Consider the following 15,909-nt stretch of genomic DNA (forward strand, 5'->3'; position numbering starts at 1 on the left):
ATTATTTGTTCATACTGGGGGTTTTTTGTAGAAACTTTATAAACTCATTACTAGTAAGTGGTTTACTGAAATAGTAACCTTGCATATATTTACAGTTATGTTTTTGCAGAAACTTAAGTTGTTTTTCGGTTTCAATTCCTTCGGCAACGACTGAAAGATTTAAAGTATTTGCGAGGGAAAGTATTGTAGAAACGATGGCTCGTTCTTCAGGACGATGATCAGCTAATTGTGTAAATTCTCTCGGTACTTTTAATGTATCGATTGGAAAAATTGATAAATAAGCAAGAGAAGAATACCCAGTACCGAAGTCATCAATGGAAGTTTGGATACCGTACTCTTTTAATTGCTTCAGTCTTAATAACGTTTCTTTCTCGTCAATCATTGCAATTCTTTCTGTTAACTCAAGGGTTACATATTTTGGATCGACTTGCACGTCGTTTAATATTTGTGAAATGCTTTCGATTAATTGATCTTGCCGGAACTCTTTTGCGGATAGATTAACACTTATTTTTAAATTTTGGTAGCCAAAGGTATGCCATATTTTTAATTGGAGACAAGCTTCTTGTAATACCCAATGTCCAAGTGGGACTACTTGTGGCGTCTCTTCTACAATTGGAATAAACTCACATGGTGAAATGTCACCTAATAGTGGGTGTTTCCAACGTATTAAAGCTTCAGCACCGATAATTTTATTTGTTGTCGTATCAATTTGTGGTTGATAAACGAGATAAAATTCTTTGTTTACTAAAGCGATTGGCAAATCTTTTTCGATTCGAGCTTTTCGTTCCATTTTTTTATATAGTTCTTTCGTGTAAAGAGAGCTACCGTTTTTTCCTTTATTCTTTGCTTCGTACATGGCCATATCAGCATGCTGCAAAATGGATAGCGGATCTTCACCTGCTTCAGGATATATTGCAATTCCGATGCTCGGTGAGATTTGTAAATGTTGATTTTCGATTTCAAATGGCTCATTCATGGCCGCCACAATCCTATCAGCTATTTTTTGGACATCTGGCTTTTTTTTGTAATTCTCGATAAGGATTGTGAACTCATCCCCAGCTAGCCGTGCGAGTTTCATATTTGATGTTGCTATTTTTTCGAGCCTTTTTGCTACTGCGATGAGTAATAGGTCTCCTACTCGATGACCGAGGGTATCATTAATAACTTTAAAACGGTCTAGGTCGAGAAACATAACAGCAAAAGGCTTTTTCGATATTTTTGCTCGTGCAATTGCTTGTTCTAAATGTTGATGAAATGCACGACGATTTGCAAGCTCTGTTAAAGTATCATGGTATGCTAGGAAGTTGATTTGTTCTTGTTGTTGTTTGCTTTCCGTAATATCTTTAATCATTAAATAAACCCCAGAAATTTTCTCCTTTAAAAAGATCGGTACGGCGGTAACGTGCAAGTAGTAAATATCTCTGTTTTTATGGTATGCCCGTATTTCTAAAGAGATAGAATATCCCTTTTTCACACGATGAAAGGCGTTAATCATTTCTTCTAAATCTTCTTCGTATATGAGTGAGTAGTAAGGCTGGTTTAATAATTCATTCGTTTGATAACCGAGTAAAGTAGTACCAGCGTTATTTACTTTGAGAAAATTACCGTACAAATCTAATGTGAAGATTGGATCTGGATGATGCTCGTATAAAGATTTAAACATTTGTTGATTATGATAAAGTTCATTTTTCTGTTCTACTAAATCTTCTGTACGTAGTTTAATTTGTTTCTCGAGTTCTGAATTGAATTGCATTTGAGCTAGCAATAATATTTTATTTTGTTTTCGAACTAAACTATGACGTATGAGAACGAAAGAGAAAGTTATTATAAGTCCGATTACTATAATAGGCGCAAAAACGTATTCAACTAATATAAAAACAATAAGCATTACTACCGAAATATACGGTAATGATAATCGGATTGATTCACCAATTTTAGGTGTTAGTAGTACTTGTTCTTGTTTTTCAGGCTCTTTTGTATGGAGAATACAGGCGATTGCTACTAGTGCTAAGGTTACTTGATAGAAAGGAGTAACTGTAAACATAGAATACTCTGGTATGAAGTATTTTATATAAGCATAAATCGCATCTGTAGTAGCATATAAAATTAAAGCACTGCCAAGAAGTGCACCGACCTTTTTAGGTAATAAGGATAGTGGTTTAAATAAAAGGTTGATTCCTATTAAGAGAAAGAGTAAATCAGCCATTGGATAGGTAAGTTGAACAAATATGTCGATATAGGATGTTGTAAAGATGTGAATAGTTCGTTCAATAAGTAAGTAGTAACTTAAAGTAAATTGGGCTGTAACGATAATACAAATATCACATAGCATAAAAAGTTTTTCTAATAAATCTCGGTTGTAAATGATTTCGTATAGAAAGGCAAACGTAAAGCTAACTAAAAAAAGTAAGTAAAAAAAGTCAGATGGATCAACGAACGTATAGAAGTCTTTTACAATTAAACGCTGATAGGCAACGACTATATCACCGATAAAATAAGAGAGAGCTCCAACAGATAATATGATCCAAAATAAACGAGATAGCCCTTCTTTCATGTTTGAAAAATAAAGTATATAACTACAAGCGATAATATCAATTAATAGGGTACTCGTTCCGATTAATAGCTGAAAAGGAAATGAGTATTCATACAGAAAAGGCATCGCTACATAGTGAAGCGTTATAGACAGCAATACAATGCTTATAAGAATACTTACATGTGTTTGTTTTTTCATTTATATCACCTACGGTTTCTTGAAAAGCATATATAAGTTTTATATTTATTTTGCACAATTATAGCAAGTTGTAAAGATAGATTTTAATAATTCTTGTTTCTGTCTCCCAACATATCGACATAGGAATTTGAAGTTTGCTATAATGATTAGAATAGTTGCATTATTTAGAAAAATTTAAAAATAATAATTACTGCAACTAGGACATATTGTTTACTATGTGAACTTGTTCTTAATTTAGGGGGGAGGGTTTCACAATGGCAAGTGTATATGAAAATAGTTATATGATCGTTTTGATTTTCTTGCTATTAGGTATATTGCTGCCGGTAGTGGCTCTTACATTAGGCAGGATGCTGCGCCCAAATAAACCAAGTGCAGCAAAGGCGACGACGTATGAGAGTGGAATTGAGCCTTTTCATGATGCAAACATTCGGTTTCATGCTCGTTATTATATTTTCGCTTTATTGTTTGTGATCTTTGATGTAGAAACTTTATTTTTATATCCTTGGGCTGTTGCGTATGACAAGCTAGGTTTATTTGCATTAATTGAAATGCTCATCTTTGTTGTAATGTTGCTAGTTGGATTAGCGTATGCTTGGAAAAAGAAGGTGTTACAATGGTTATAAATTTTGAGGAATTACATCCAAATGAACGAGCAGAATTAGAACGAAATATCTTTTTTTCTACATTGGAACAGTTGAAAGGATGGGCGAGGAGCAATTCTTTATGGCCGATGACATTCGGACTGGCGTGCTGTGCAATTGAAATGATGGGAGTAGGCTCATCACATTATGATTTAGATCGATTTGGGTCATTTTTTCGGACTTCACCAAGGCAATCGGACGTCATGATTGTATCGGGAACGGTAACGAAGAAGATGGCTCCTATTGTTCGGCGCTTATATGATCAAATGCCCGAACCGAAATGGGTTATTGCGATGGGATCTTGTGCGACAGCAGGTGGTCCGTATGTAAATTCATATGCTGTTGTAAAAGGTGTAGACCAAATTGTACCAGTTGATGTGTATATTCCTGGTTGTCCCCCAAATCCAGCTGCTTTAATTTATGGAATTAATAAATTAAAAGAAAAAATTCGTTACGAAGCAAAGACCGGGAAGCAGGTGACGAATAAATGAGTAATCCAAATAAAGATTTAGAGGAGTTGAAAAAAGAAGCAGCTAGGCGTGCAAAAGAAGAGGCGAGAAAACGCCTTGTAGCGAAACACGAGGCGGAAATAAGTAAGCTTGAGGAAGAAGGTCAAGAAAAAGAGAAAGCGCTACCAAAAAATAATGATATTACTATAGAAGAAACAAAACGACGTGCAGCAGCTGCCAAAGCAAAAGCGGCAGCGTTAGCGAAGCAGAAAAGAGAAGGAACAGAAGAAGTAACGGAAGAAGAAAAAGCGAAGGCGAAGGCAGCGGCAGCGGCCAAGGCAAAAGCGGCGGTGTTAGCGAAGCAGAAAAGAGAAGGAACCGAGGAAGTAACGGAAGAAGAAAAAGCGAAGGCGAAGGCAGCGGCAGCGGCCAAGGCAAAAGCGGCAGCATTGGCGAAGCAGAAAGCCTCGCAAGGTGATGGGGATTCGGGAGATGAAAAGGCAAAGGCAATTGCAGCGGCAAAAGCGAAAGCAGCAGCGGCTGCAAGAGCGAAGACAAAGGGGGCTGAAGGTAAGAAAGAGGATGAGCCGAAGCAGGAAGAACTGTCCGTAAATCAGCCGTATTTAAATCAGTATGTTGAGGCTATTAGGGAGAAGTTAGGAGAGGGTGCATTAGTAGATTCCTATATTAATAAACTGTCAAAGGATGTGCCAACTCTTGTGGTGGATCCCGAAAAATATTATGAAGTGATGGAGTTACTGCGATTCCATGAGGGACTTGCTTTTGATTATATGTCAGAGCTACATGCGACGGATTTTGTGACACATATGGAAGTGTATGTTCATTTGTTTTCATATGGTAAGAAACAATCGGTAGCGGTGAAGGTAAAGCTAGACCGGGAAGCGCCGCAAGTCGAATCTGTGACAGCGCTTTGGAAAGGGGCTGACTGGCCGGAGAGAGAAGCGTACGATTTGCTCGGTATTGTATTTAAAGGGCATCCGAATTTAACGCGTATTTTAATGCCAGATGATTGGGTAGGATATCCGCTTAGAAAAGACTATGAACCGTATGATGTGGAGGTGTAGCTATGATCCGCACGGAAGAGATGCTTTTGAATGTAGGACCTCAGCATCCGAGTACACATGGTGTGTTCAGGCTCGTAATTAAGATTGACGGGGAAATTATTAAAGAAGCTACACCGGTTATTGGGTATTTGCATCGCGGGACGGAAAAGATTGCTGAGAGCTTACAGTATACGCAAATTATCCCTTATACAGATCGAATGGACTATTTATCAGCCATGACGAATAATTACGTCATTTGCCATGCTGTAGAGACGATGATGGGGCTTGAAATTCCGGAGCGTGCCGAATACTTGCGAGTACTTGCGATGGAGCTAGGAAGAATTGCGAGCCATCTCGTTTGGTGGGGGACGAATCTTCTTGATATAGGAGCGGTCAGCCCGTTTCTGTACGCGTTTCGTGAACGAGAGATGATTATAAATTTATTAAATGAATTATGCGGGGCACGGCTTACTTTTAACTATATGAGAGTTGGTGGTGTGAAGTGGGATGCGCCAGATGGTTGGATTGAAAAGGTGGAAGAGTTTGTTCCGTATATGAGAGAGCAACTGGCAGGTTATCATGATCTTGTTAGCGGTAATGAGATTTTCTTAAATCGTGTGAAAGGCGTTGGTATATATAGCGCGGAAGAAGCGATTTCGTATTCTTTAAGCGGAGCAAATTTGCGGTGCACTGGAGTAAACTGGGATCTCCGCAAAGATGAGCCGTATTCGATTTATGATCGTTTTGATTTTGATATTCCTGTTGGAAGCGTGGGAGATGCTTGGGATCGCTACGTTTGCCGAATGCAAGAAATCGAGGAGTCTTTAAAGATTGTTGAGCAAGCGGTTCAGCAGTTCCCGAAAGATGGAGCTGTGCTGGCAAAAGTACCGAAAATTATTAAGGCACCTAAGGGAGAAGCGTTTGTACGTATCGAATCACCGCGCGGAGAGATTGGTTGTTATATCGCTAGTGACGGAAAGAAAGAGCCGTACCGTTTGAAGTTTCGTAGGCCATCTTTTTATAACTTGCAAATTTTACCGAAGTTATTAAAAGGTGAAAACATCGCTAATTTAATTACGATTTTAGGTGGAGTTGATATTGTACTTGGGGAGGTTGATGGCTAATGATTGAGACGCTCTTACAATCACCTTCAAGCTGGACGAATTTCTTCATTTTTTTCGGATTAGCGGTACTTCTACTATTTGCAGTCCTTGGCTTCGTTACATATGGAATTTTGGCAGAACGGAAAGTGATGGGGTTTATGCAAGGGCGGATTGGACCAAACCAGGTTGGAGGCCGATTCGGTTTACTGCAAACGGTAGCTGATGTTTTAAAACTATTATTGAAAGAAGATAGTATTCCGAAAGCAGCAGATAAACCGCTGTTTATATTAGCGCCTGTCATTGCATTTGCACCAGCATTTATGGTGCTTGCAGTTATCCCGTTCACTGATAAATTTCAATTTGCAGATATTGGAGTCGGGTTACTTTATTATATTGCTGTTTCCGGTATTACGACGATAGGTGTTGTAACTGGGGGATGGGCATCGAATAATAAATATTCCCTTTTAGGAGGGATGCGTGCGGCGGCGCAAATGATTTCTTATGAGATTCCGCTCGTAATGAGTGTAATTGGTATCGTTTTGTTAGCTGGTAGCCTGAATTTAAATGAGATTGTAGCGGCGCAGGAGAAGGTTTGGTACATTTTCGTACAGCCAATTGGCTTCGTCGTTTTCTTAATCGCAGCAGTTGCAGAGTTAAATAGGACGCCGTTCGATTTGCCAGAAGCGGAGTCAGAACTTGTTTCTGGATATCATACGGAATACTCAGGGTTTCGCTGGGCGTTTTTCATGCTTTCAGAGTACGTATATTTCTTCGGGATGGCATCGTTAATTACAGTGCTCTTTTTAGGAGGATGGAATCCAGTCATGTTTCTTGGATTTATCCCAGGTGCCGTATGGTTTGCTTTGAAATTTAGCAGTGTAGTCTTTCTATTAATTTGGTTCCGCGTTACGTTTCCGCGTATAAGAGGTGACCAGTTAATGGAATTTGGATGGAAAGTATTATTGCCGATTGCACTTGCAAATATTTTCTTAACGGCATTGATTAAGGAGTTATTCTTCTAATCTATGAGGGGGGTGCCAGTAAGAGATGAAAGGACTATTTAAAGGGTTAAAATATACATTAAGTAATTTGAGTAAGAAGAAGGTAACGTATGATTATCCAAATCAACCGTTGCCGTTGCCAGACCGTTTTCGGGGGATTCAAAAATTTTATCCGGAGAAATGTATTGTTTGTAATCAATGCTCTAACATTTGTCCGACAGACTGTATTCAGTTAACAGGAAAGAAACACCCGGATCCTACGAAAAAAGGGAAAATTATCGACACGTACGATATTAATTTTGAAATTTGTATTCTTTGTGACTTATGTACAGAAGTTTGTCCGACAGAGGCAATTGTCATGACAAATAACTTTGAACTCGCGGAATATTCACGTGATGATTTATTTAAAAATTTGCAGTGGCTTGACGAAAACGACGAAAACGTCAGGAAGGAGAATAAGGCATGAATGGCGAGTTTGTAGCATTCTTTATACTATCCTTGTCTGCAATTATCGGCGGTGTTCTTATGTTGAACTTAACGAAAGTTATGCACATGATGCTAGCTCTCGTTCTAACATTCCTCAGCATTGCAGGTTTGTATTTTCTTTTATCAGCCGAATTTATAGGCGTTGCACAAATTTTACTTTACTCTGGTGCAATCACAATTATTATGATTTTCGGCATTATGTTAACGAAACATAACGCGGAAAATGAATCGCGTCTTACTCTTCGAAAATGGATTATCTTCTTTGCAGTTGTAGCATTTGGAGCAGTTATGTATTTCGCTGTTAATAATGTTGATTTTGCAAATGAAAGCACACAAGGAAGTTTACCTCTCCATGAAAACAACACACTTCAAATCGGTACGCTTCTCTATTCAAAATATATTATCCCATTTGAACTAACTTCAGTTATTTTACTTGTAGCACTCGTTGGCGCGATTATACTTGCGAAAAAGGACGAGAAAGAGGAGGAATCCAATGAGTAGCGTTCCAGCTTCTGCATATTTAACACTTGCGATTATTTTGTTTTGCATCGGTCTATTTGGAGCTTTAACAAAGCGGAATACAGTAATCGTATTAGTTTGTATCGAATTAATGCTGAATGCTGCCAATTTAAACTTAGTGGCGTTTAGTAAATTAGGCTTATTTCCGAATTTAACAGGTCAAATTTTCTCACTGTTTACGATGGCTGTAGCGGCAGCGGAAGCGGCGGTAGGGCTCGCTATTTTAATTGCTTTATATCGTAATCGTACGACAGTTCAGGTGGATGAAATGGATACGCTCAAAGGATAGCATTGTGACCGAAAAAGGGGGAAGGAAACAATGATCGATTATGCATGGCTCATACCGCTTTTCCCACTCGTTTCGTTTTTGTTACTTATTATATTCGGGAAGAAAATTAGAGAAGGAAGCAGCGTACTTAGTATTTTTTTCGTCTTTCTCTCCTTCATACTTGCGGTACTTGTGTTAATAGAAAGGTTTTCAGAAGCAAGCGTGAAGCATAGGTGGGTGTGGCTTAGAGCTGGAGATGTGGATATATCATTCGGCTTTGAAGTGACTGCATTAGGAGCTTTAATGTTATTTATCGTTACGCTTGTGAGTCTGCTTGTACATGTGTATTCGAAAGGTTATATGAAAGGTGATGAACGATTACCAACCTTTTACGCATATTTAGGACTCTTTACATTTGCGATGTTAGGGCTTGTTATATCAACGAATTTATTACAGCTTTATATATTTTGGGAATTAGTTGGCCTTGGTTCATTTTTACTTATTGGTTTTTATTTCTTTAAAGAAGAAGCGAAGGCTGCTGCAAAAAAGGCTTTTATTATGACACGTATTGGTGATGTTGGTTTATTTATCGGGATGATTTTAATTTTTTGGTACGCAGGTAGTTTTGAATATGACGCAATATTTAGGGCGATTTATACAGGTGATCTACCTCCTTACATGATTACAATAACAGCGATATTAATTTTTATCGGGGCGATGGGGAAATCAGGTCAATTCCCGCTTCATACATGGTTGCCAGATGCAATGGAAGGGCCAACGCCCGTTTCGGCACTTATTCACGCAGCGACGATGGTCGCAGCTGGCGTATATTTAGTAGCAACGATGTTCCCTTTATTTTCAGCAAGTACAGTGGCGATGCAGACCGTGGCAATCGTTGGAGCTTTCACTGCAATCTTTGCGGCCTCTATCGGTCTTGTGCAAACAGATATAAAGAGGGTGCTTGCTTATTCGACAGTTAGCCAGCTCGGTTATATGATGCTTGCGTTAGGTTCTGCCGGCTATGTAGCTGGTATATTCCATTTAACGACACACGCTTTTTTTAAAGCACTACTATTTTTGGCAGCAGGAAGTGTAATTCATGCTGTGCATACGCAAAACATTAATAAAATGGGCGGTTTACAGAAGAAGATGAAAGTAACTGGTATGCTATTTTTAATAGGTACCCTCGCCATTAGCGGTGTTCCGCTGCTTTCCGGTTTTTTCAGCAAAGATGAAATTTTAGCGGCGACTTGGATGAATGGCAATTACGTTTTATTTACTTTAGCAGTAATTGCAGCGTTTTTAACAGCGTTTTATATGTTCCGTCTATACTTTCTTGTCTTTACCGGAGAAGCGAAGACGAAGGAAGAAGTGCATGAATCGCCTCGCGTTATGACGTATCCAATGCTTGTTCTCGGCGTTCTTGCGGTAGTGGCAGGATATATGAATACACCTTGGTTTGGGACGTTTCTCGGAGATTGGTTGACGAAAGATGTAGGGTTTAAGGTTGAAGAAGCGCATGGACCAGTTTGGATTATGATTGTTGCGACACTCGTTTCATTTGCGGGAATCGCTCTTGCATATTTCATATATGGCAAGAAATCAATTTCTAGAGATTGGGCTGGGGGTACGGAAACATCGCTTTATAATCTTTTGAAAGAAAAATATTATGTCGATGAACTATACAACATGACGGTGATCTCTATTACGAAAGGAATCACTCATGTGCTTCGCTTATTTGAAGTGTATGTAGTCGAAGGAATTGCAGTTTTAATTGGAAGTGTAGTTAAAGGCACAAGTAATCTTGGCTCGAAACTTCAAAACGGGAATGTACAAGTGTACGGTACTGTAACGGCGGTTTCGCTCGCTGTACTCGTCATTATTTTGCTCTATACGGGAGGGGATTTACGATGAATGATTTGTTGTTAACGTTCTTCATTTTTTCCCCGCTTTTAGGAATTTTATTGCTTGTATTAACACCGAAAAAGGAATTGCGTACAGTGCGAGCGCTTGGCTTATTTGGGACGGCACTTCCATTTGGAATCGCTATAGTCCTCGCTTGTACATATGCTTCTGGAAAGAATTTGTCACTATTTGATGAAAAGGTGAAATGGATTAAGTTCGGAGATTTAACAGCGGTGGATAAAAGGTGGTTTTCTATTTATTACGAGCTCGGTATTGATGGTTTGTCACTTGTCATGATGGTACTGACGGCTCTTCTAGCGATGCTTGCAGCAATTGCAGCCTTTTCTATTAAAAGAAATTTAAAAGCATTTTATATGTTGTTACTCATGCTAGAAATAGGAATGCTCGGTGTCTTTGCTGCTCAAAATTTAATGTTGTTTTTTATCTTTTTTGAAATTACGTTGCCACCAATGTTCTTATTAATTGGAAAGTGGGGAAAATTGTCGAGTGAAAAGGCTGCGTATAGTTATTTAATATATAACGGTATTGGCTCAGCTATTTTGCTCATTGTTTTCTCAATTTTGTTCGCGAAAACAGGTACAACAAATATTGTGGAGCTGAAAGAGATATTAAGAAGCGTAAACGCAGAGGGAGCACTCGTCATCCCAAGTAGTTTGCAGCTTAGTGTATTTATTGCCATAATGATTGCCTTTGCAATTAAACTACCTGTTTTTCCGTTGCACCGCTGGATGGTCAATGTACACATAGAAGCGCATCCAGCTGTAGTTATGCTTCATGCGGGTGTTTTGCTGAAGATTGGAGCGTACGGTATTATTCGCTTCGGGAAAGGGCTATTCCCGGAATATTTTCACGATATTGCAACGCTAATTGCTATATTAGGCGTAATCAATTTATTATACGGTGCCTTTTTAGCGCTCATCCAAACGGACTTTAGGAAAGTACTGGCTTACTCTAGTATTTCGCATATGGGAATTGTGTTAATGGGACTTGCTTCACTTAATGCACCTGGTACACAAGGAGCACTATTCCAAGTTGTATCACATGGTTTAATTGCAGCCTTGCTTTTCTTCCTACTCGGTGTTATAGAACAACGGTTTGGAACTTCGGATATTACGGTGCTAGGCGGACTTGCGAAAAGTGTACCGATACTTAGCGGATTCTTTTTAGCAGGAGGAATGGCCTCGCTTGGATTACCAGGGATGTCTGGGTTTGTTAGTGAATTTCTTGCCTTTCTTGGTTTATTTCAAGGAGAGCCCGTCATTGCTGCAGTCGGTGTGATTGGCATCATTTTAACCGCTGTATATGTATTAAGGGCGACACTTCAAGTGACATTTGGAAACAAAGAGTGGGAAGCAAAATCTGATATACACGGATGGGAGTACGTCCCTGTTTTACTACTTATCTTTTGTATTATTGCAATTGGAGTTATGCCAGAAATACTAGGGGATCCGCTTCAAAATACATTGAAAACATTGGGGGTGAAGTAGGATGGATATGAATACGTTACTTAGCTTATCGTGGCATCTAATGGTGCCAGAATTTATTATTCTCGGCGCCGCCATCCTTCTTTCCATATGTGATTTGTTTTTTAAGCTGAACCATAGATATGTAGCTCTTGGTGCGATTGCTGCCATCGTATTAGCAATCGTGTCATTAATTACTCTATATAGCGAACCAGCGGGAGATATTTTAAATGGATCGTTTGTGTTAGATGGATTTTCAAAAGGGTTTAAAACGTTGCTATTAGGTGCCTCAGCTCTCATTTTATGCACCGCAATGAGCGATGATAAGAAGAATCCAATTGAAGATAAGGGTGAATATTATTACTTATTTTTAATGGCACTTCTTGGCGCGATGTTCATGGCTTCTAGTGTTGATTTTATTACCCTTTTCGTTGGTTTGGAGTTACTTTCACTTTCTTCCTATATTTTAGTAGGAATACGAAAAAAAAGCCGTGCATCAAATGAAGCGGCAATGAAATATGTCATTAGCGGAGGGATTGGAACAGCGATCACGCTCTTCGGAATGAGTTATTTATACGGTATTACAGGTTCAACTAACATTGTAGATATGCAAAAGGTACTCACTGGGGAGCTTGCTAGTGGTATTCAGTTATTGCTAGTTCTCGCATTTCTTTTATTGCTAGTTGGTCTCTCATTTAAAATTGCCACAGTGCCGTTTCATATGTGGGCACCTGATGTGTATGAAGGAGCGGCTACACCTGTTACTGCTTTTCTTGGAACGATTTCTAAAATTGCCGGGTTCCTACTCATTATTCGTTTGTTCCTTATGGTGTTTGCAAGTGTATTAATACAAGGAGATATGCAATCTTTATATGGACATATGAGTATATATATTGCGGTGCTAGCAAGTATTACGATGATTGTTGGGAATGTAGTCGCGTTAAAACAATACAATATAAAGCGTTTATTTGCTTATTCGGGCATTGCTCATGCAGGATATTTACTCGTTCCACTTGTGGCATTATCACCATTTACGATGGATAGCATGTGGTTTTATATGCTGGCATACATGCTTATGAATATAGGGGCATTTGCTATCATCCACGGCTTAATCTTACAAAATGATGAGGAAAATATAACGATTTTCACAGGTTTATATAAAAGGTCGCCATTTACAGCGATAATGATGACAATCTTTATTTTATCGCTGGCTGGGATACCAGGAACGGCTGGATTCATTGGAAAGATTAACATCTTTTTAGGTGCACTTCATGTAGAGCCAGCACATTACGTACTAGCTTCGATTATGATGGGTACGACAGTTGTTTCATTCGTATATTATTTCCGTATTTTACAACAAATGTTTTTCCGCACAGGAGAGACAGAAGAGAGGATACGGTTACCGTTAAATATAAAGGTTGTTATGAGTCTTTGTGCAATTTCGATTGTAATACTAGGGATTATGCCGATGATTGGGTACAATTTCTTTTATGAATATTTTCCATTAATGAAAGATTTCTTCTTCTTAGGGAACGTGGTACAATAGTGAAAATAAAAGGTGTGGAGTCAGTACTCTGCGCTTTTTATTTTGTGTTAACTTGTAATGTAGATATACGTTTTTGGAAAGAAAATCACGATGTAAAATGTAAGATGTCTATGTGCATTTGAAAAAGTGTAGCTCCTACTTATTATGGTATCGTTTTTATATTCTTTCATAAGTAGTAGCTGAGTAAAGAGGGGTCGATTTTTTGGCACAACTTTTAGGGCAACAAGCACTGATTGCCATTGTTTCGCATTTATTGTTTATTACCATTACGTGGTGGGCCTTACAAGGCATTCACATTGAGCGTTTAATGAAGTCCGGAAAAGTGCTGCAGACGCGAGTATTACTCATCTTAATTACAATTGCAATTGGGACATCTGTAAGTAACTTTTTCCTTGATTATTTAGGCTATTCGAAGAGTTTAACGTATTTAGTAAAGTAAGTGTATAGAACCTCAAATCTCCGTTAACAATGGGGATAGGAGGGGATGAAATTGAAGCTTAAAGCCATTCTTATTGTTGCACTTAGTGTTGTTTTATTTTTGGTTGGATATAGAGAGATGAAACCGATAAGTGATGAACAGAAAATGGAGAGCATGATCAACGCTTTAGAGAAAAATGATGCTAAAGTAGAAAAATGGTCATGGTTAGCGAGAGAAACAAAAACAATTTCTAACATACATACGTTTCAAAAGTTGTTAAACGATGTGAAGGAAAAGGCAAATATTCAAAAGTGGGAGTTAGAGCAATCTCCAGATGGATATAAAGCTACATCCTATAAAAAGTTTGCTTCTCATGAAGAACGAGTAGTAGTAACTTGGAGTAAAGAAAATACTAAAGAAAACACTTTCATTATCTTTGAAGTGAGTGGGGCGAAATGGGACCCGAAGTATGTTCAAAACATGAATAAAATTTTTAGTGAAAAACCTATAATTTACACTTGTGTTCAAGGTGTACTGAATGATAAGATTGAAGGTGTTTTGCAAAATAAAACCAATCAGGTTTTGAAAGATCTTTCAGCAAGAGCGATCGAACAAGTAGAAGAAAGAGCATTTGTGTCAGTCTCCGCATACAATAAAAAGTGGGATGACGCTCTTTCAACAAATAGAGAGAAAATAAATGTGCAAATAGCAATACGTTCTACAGACAACAAAGATACAATTGTGGTTGGCACACCGATCATAACTTCTGAGTATTGAGTGAATAGATACTGAAAAAAGGACACGGAGGGGAATAATTTGGAAAAGATCATCGTCCGTGGCGGAAAGCGGTTAAACGGCACAGTGCGTGTTGAGGGCGCAAAAAATGCTGTATTACCTATAATCGCTGCAGCCCTATTAGCGAGTGATGGAAAGAATGTACTATCTGAAGTACCAGTTTTGTCTGATGTATACACAATTAATGAGGTATTACGTCATTTAAATGCTGAAGTCGTATTTGAAAATAATCAAGTAACAATCGATTCTTCTAAAGAACTAAACATTGAAGCACCATTTGAATATGTACGTAAAATGCGTGCATCTGTTCAAGTAATGGGACCATTATTAGCACGTAACGGTCGTGCTCGTATTGCACTTCCTGGTGGATGTGCAATTGGTTCACGTCCAATTGACCAACATTTAAAAGGCTTCGAAGCAATGGGAGCAAAAGTACAGGTTGGTAACGGTTTTGTTGAGGCATATGTTGAGGGAGAACTAAAAGGAGCTAAAATCTACTTAGACTTCCCAAGCGTAGGCGCGACAGAAAACATTATGTCTGCAGCTACATTAGCAAAAGGGACAACAATTCTTGAAAACGCAGCGAAAGAACCAGAAATCGTTGACTTAGCTAACTTCTTAAATGCGATGGGAGCGAAAGTACGCGGAGCTGGAACTGGAACGATTCGTATCGAAGGCGTTGATAAATTATATGGTGCAAACCACTCTATTATTCCTGACCGTATTGAAGCGGGAACATTCATGGTTGCAGCAGCAATTACTGGTGGAGACATCTTAATTGAAAATGCTGTACCTGAACATTTACGCTCAATTACAGCGAAAATGGAAGAAATGGGTGTTAAAATTATTGAGGAAAACGAAGGTGTACGTGTTATCGGCCCAGATAAGTTAAAAGCGGTTGATATTAAAACTATGCCTCACCCAGGTTTCCCAACAGACATGCAATCACAAATGATGGCATTATTACTACAAGCTGATGGAACAAGCATGATTACAGAAACGGTATTCGAAAACCGCTTTATGCACGTTGAAGAATTCCGTCGTATGAATGCTGATATTAAAATTGAAGGTCGTTCTGTTATTATGAACGGTCCAAACAGCTTACAAGGTGCTGAAGTAGCAGCAACTGATTTACGTGCTGCAGCTGCATTAATCTTAGCTGGTTTAGTATCAGAAGGTTATACTCGTGTAACTGAGTTAAAACATCTTGACCGTGGCTATGTAAACTTCCATAAGAAATTAGCTGCATTAGGTGCAACTATTGAACGTGTAAACGAAAAAGTAGAAGAAGTGAAAGAACAAGAAGTTTCTGATCTTCACGCTTAATTGAAATAGTCTCTATGTCTTTTGACATAGGGGCTATTTTTTTGGGTTATTACTGTTATAGTCAATAAATTCTGTACTTATGCAAGTACCAGTAAAAATATTTAGAAAATTTCTGTTTTATACTCTTCCCCTTAAGTATGTTCTAAAAGAAAGAGTTGTTCCATAAGAATGAA

Annotated in this window: 15 protein-coding genes; 14 read left to right on the plus strand and 1 reads right to left on the minus strand. The window is 38.5% G+C overall.

Going from position 1 to position 15,909, the window contains the following annotated elements:
• Window position 1 precedes the first annotated feature (1 nt).
• Window positions 2-2,731, minus strand: coding sequence for an EAL domain-containing protein (locus tag ACTFRH_RS19270; RefSeq protein ID WP_000744999.1), 2,730 nt, complete (start codon window positions 2,729-2,731; stop codon window positions 2-4).
• A 254-nt stretch (window positions 2,732-2,985) separates the two neighbouring features.
• Between ACTFRH_RS19270 and nuoA the strand changes: the two genes are divergently transcribed.
• From nuoA to murA, 14 genes are all read left to right on the plus strand, one after another.
• On the plus strand, window positions 2,986-3,354 hold the full coding sequence (nuoA, locus tag ACTFRH_RS19275) for an NADH-quinone oxidoreductase subunit NuoA (RefSeq protein ID WP_000179273.1): 369 nt from the start codon (window positions 2,986-2,988) through the stop codon (window positions 3,352-3,354).
• Window positions 3,345-3,863, plus strand: coding sequence for an NADH-quinone oxidoreductase subunit NuoB (nuoB, locus tag ACTFRH_RS19280; protein ID WP_000236331.1), 519 nt, complete (start codon window positions 3,345-3,347; stop codon window positions 3,861-3,863). Before nuoA ends, nuoB begins: the two co-directional genes overlap by 10 nt.
• On the plus strand, window positions 3,860-4,906 hold the full coding sequence (locus ACTFRH_RS19285) for an NADH-quinone oxidoreductase subunit C (protein ID WP_000070291.1): 1,047 nt from the start codon (window positions 3,860-3,862) through the stop codon (window positions 4,904-4,906). The genes nuoB and ACTFRH_RS19285 overlap by 4 nt, the downstream gene beginning before the upstream one ends.
• Before the next feature lie 2 nt (window positions 4,907-4,908).
• Window positions 4,909-6,009 carry an NADH-quinone oxidoreductase subunit NuoD gene (gene nuoD, locus ACTFRH_RS19290; RefSeq protein WP_000621434.1) on the plus strand — a complete coding sequence of 367 codons (1,101 nt, stop codon included), beginning with the start codon at window positions 4,909-4,911 and terminating at the stop codon, window positions 6,007-6,009.
• Entirely contained in the window at window positions 6,009-7,010 is a 1,002-nt protein-coding gene (nuoH, locus tag ACTFRH_RS19295) for an NADH-quinone oxidoreductase subunit NuoH (protein WP_000573426.1), read from the plus strand. Before nuoD ends, nuoH begins: the two co-directional genes overlap by 1 nt.
• A gap of 25 nt (window positions 7,011-7,035) precedes the next feature.
• Window positions 7,036-7,455, plus strand: coding sequence for an NADH-quinone oxidoreductase subunit NuoI (gene nuoI / locus ACTFRH_RS19300; RefSeq protein WP_000677191.1), 420 nt, complete (start codon window positions 7,036-7,038; stop codon window positions 7,453-7,455).
• Entirely contained in the window at window positions 7,452-7,976 is a 525-nt protein-coding gene (locus tag ACTFRH_RS19305) for an NADH-quinone oxidoreductase subunit J (protein WP_001012813.1), read from the plus strand. Before nuoI ends, ACTFRH_RS19305 begins: the two co-directional genes overlap by 4 nt.
• Window positions 7,969-8,283 carry an NADH-quinone oxidoreductase subunit NuoK gene (nuoK, locus tag ACTFRH_RS19310; protein WP_000100079.1) on the plus strand — a complete coding sequence of 105 codons (315 nt, stop codon included), beginning with the start codon at window positions 7,969-7,971 and terminating at the stop codon, window positions 8,281-8,283. The genes ACTFRH_RS19305 and nuoK overlap by 8 nt, the downstream gene beginning before the upstream one ends.
• A gap of 30 nt (window positions 8,284-8,313) precedes the next feature.
• Complete coding sequence (nuoL, locus tag ACTFRH_RS19315; protein ID WP_000568238.1) at window positions 8,314-10,176, plus strand: NADH-quinone oxidoreductase subunit L; 1,863 nt, start codon at window positions 8,314-8,316, stop codon at window positions 10,174-10,176.
• Window positions 10,173-11,675: an NADH-quinone oxidoreductase subunit M gene (locus tag ACTFRH_RS19320; RefSeq protein ID WP_000998940.1), complete on the plus strand. Its 1,503-nt coding sequence runs from the start codon at window positions 10,173-10,175 to the stop codon at window positions 11,673-11,675. Before nuoL ends, ACTFRH_RS19320 begins: the two co-directional genes overlap by 4 nt.
• A 7-nt stretch (window positions 11,676-11,682) precedes the next feature.
• The gene (nuoN, locus tag ACTFRH_RS19325; RefSeq protein WP_033703606.1) at window positions 11,683-13,197 is read left to right on the plus strand and encodes an NADH-quinone oxidoreductase subunit NuoN; all 1,515 of its coding nucleotides are present in this window, start codon (window positions 11,683-11,685) and stop codon (window positions 13,195-13,197) included.
• 202 nt (window positions 13,198-13,399) lie between these two features.
• On the plus strand, window positions 13,400-13,636 hold the full coding sequence (locus ACTFRH_RS19330; protein ID WP_000057889.1) for a DUF1146 family protein: 237 nt from the start codon (window positions 13,400-13,402) through the stop codon (window positions 13,634-13,636).
• A 51-nt stretch (window positions 13,637-13,687) separates the two neighbouring features.
• Window positions 13,688-14,392, plus strand: a complete 705-nt coding sequence (locus ACTFRH_RS19335) for a YwmB family TATA-box binding protein (protein ID WP_000767918.1) — start codon at window positions 13,688-13,690, stop codon at window positions 14,390-14,392.
• Between the two features lie 39 nt (window positions 14,393-14,431).
• On the plus strand, window positions 14,432-15,736 hold the full coding sequence (murA, locus tag ACTFRH_RS19340) for a UDP-N-acetylglucosamine 1-carboxyvinyltransferase (RefSeq protein WP_000411274.1): 1,305 nt from the start codon (window positions 14,432-14,434) through the stop codon (window positions 15,734-15,736).
• The last annotated feature ends 173 nt before the right edge of the window (window positions 15,737-15,909 follow it).

Origin of the sequence: Bacillus cereus group sp. MYBK216-1, assembly GCF_051916495.1 — a bacterium.
Lineage (GTDB): Bacteria > Bacillota > Bacilli > Bacillales > Bacillaceae_G > Bacillus_A > Bacillus_A thuringiensis_K.

Bases quoted from the DNA above. Each gene is read 5' to 3' on its own strand.
- ACTFRH_RS19270 (WP_000744999.1), bottom strand. From the start codon at position 2,731: ATGAAAAAACAAACACATGTAAGTATTCTTATAAGCATTGTATTGCTG.
- nuoA (WP_000179273.1), top strand. From the start codon at position 2,986: ATGGCAAGTGTATATGAAAATAGTTATATGATCGTTTTGATTTTCTTG.
- nuoB (WP_000236331.1), top strand. From the start codon at position 3,345: ATGGTTATAAATTTTGAGGAATTACATCCAAATGAACGAGCAGAATTA.
- ACTFRH_RS19285 (WP_000070291.1), top strand. From the start codon at position 3,860: ATGAGTAATCCAAATAAAGATTTAGAGGAGTTGAAAAAAGAAGCAGCT.
- nuoD (WP_000621434.1), top strand. From the start codon at position 4,909: ATGATCCGCACGGAAGAGATGCTTTTGAATGTAGGACCTCAGCATCCG.
- nuoH (WP_000573426.1), top strand. From the start codon at position 6,009: ATGATTGAGACGCTCTTACAATCACCTTCAAGCTGGACGAATTTCTTC.
- nuoI (WP_000677191.1), top strand. From the start codon at position 7,036: ATGAAAGGACTATTTAAAGGGTTAAAATATACATTAAGTAATTTGAGT.
- ACTFRH_RS19305 (WP_001012813.1), top strand. From the start codon at position 7,452: ATGAATGGCGAGTTTGTAGCATTCTTTATACTATCCTTGTCTGCAATT.
- nuoK (WP_000100079.1), top strand. From the start codon at position 7,969: ATGAGTAGCGTTCCAGCTTCTGCATATTTAACACTTGCGATTATTTTG.
- nuoL (WP_000568238.1), top strand. From the start codon at position 8,314: ATGATCGATTATGCATGGCTCATACCGCTTTTCCCACTCGTTTCGTTT.
- ACTFRH_RS19320 (WP_000998940.1), top strand. From the start codon at position 10,173: ATGAATGATTTGTTGTTAACGTTCTTCATTTTTTCCCCGCTTTTAGGA.
- nuoN (WP_033703606.1), top strand. From the start codon at position 11,683: ATGAATACGTTACTTAGCTTATCGTGGCATCTAATGGTGCCAGAATTT.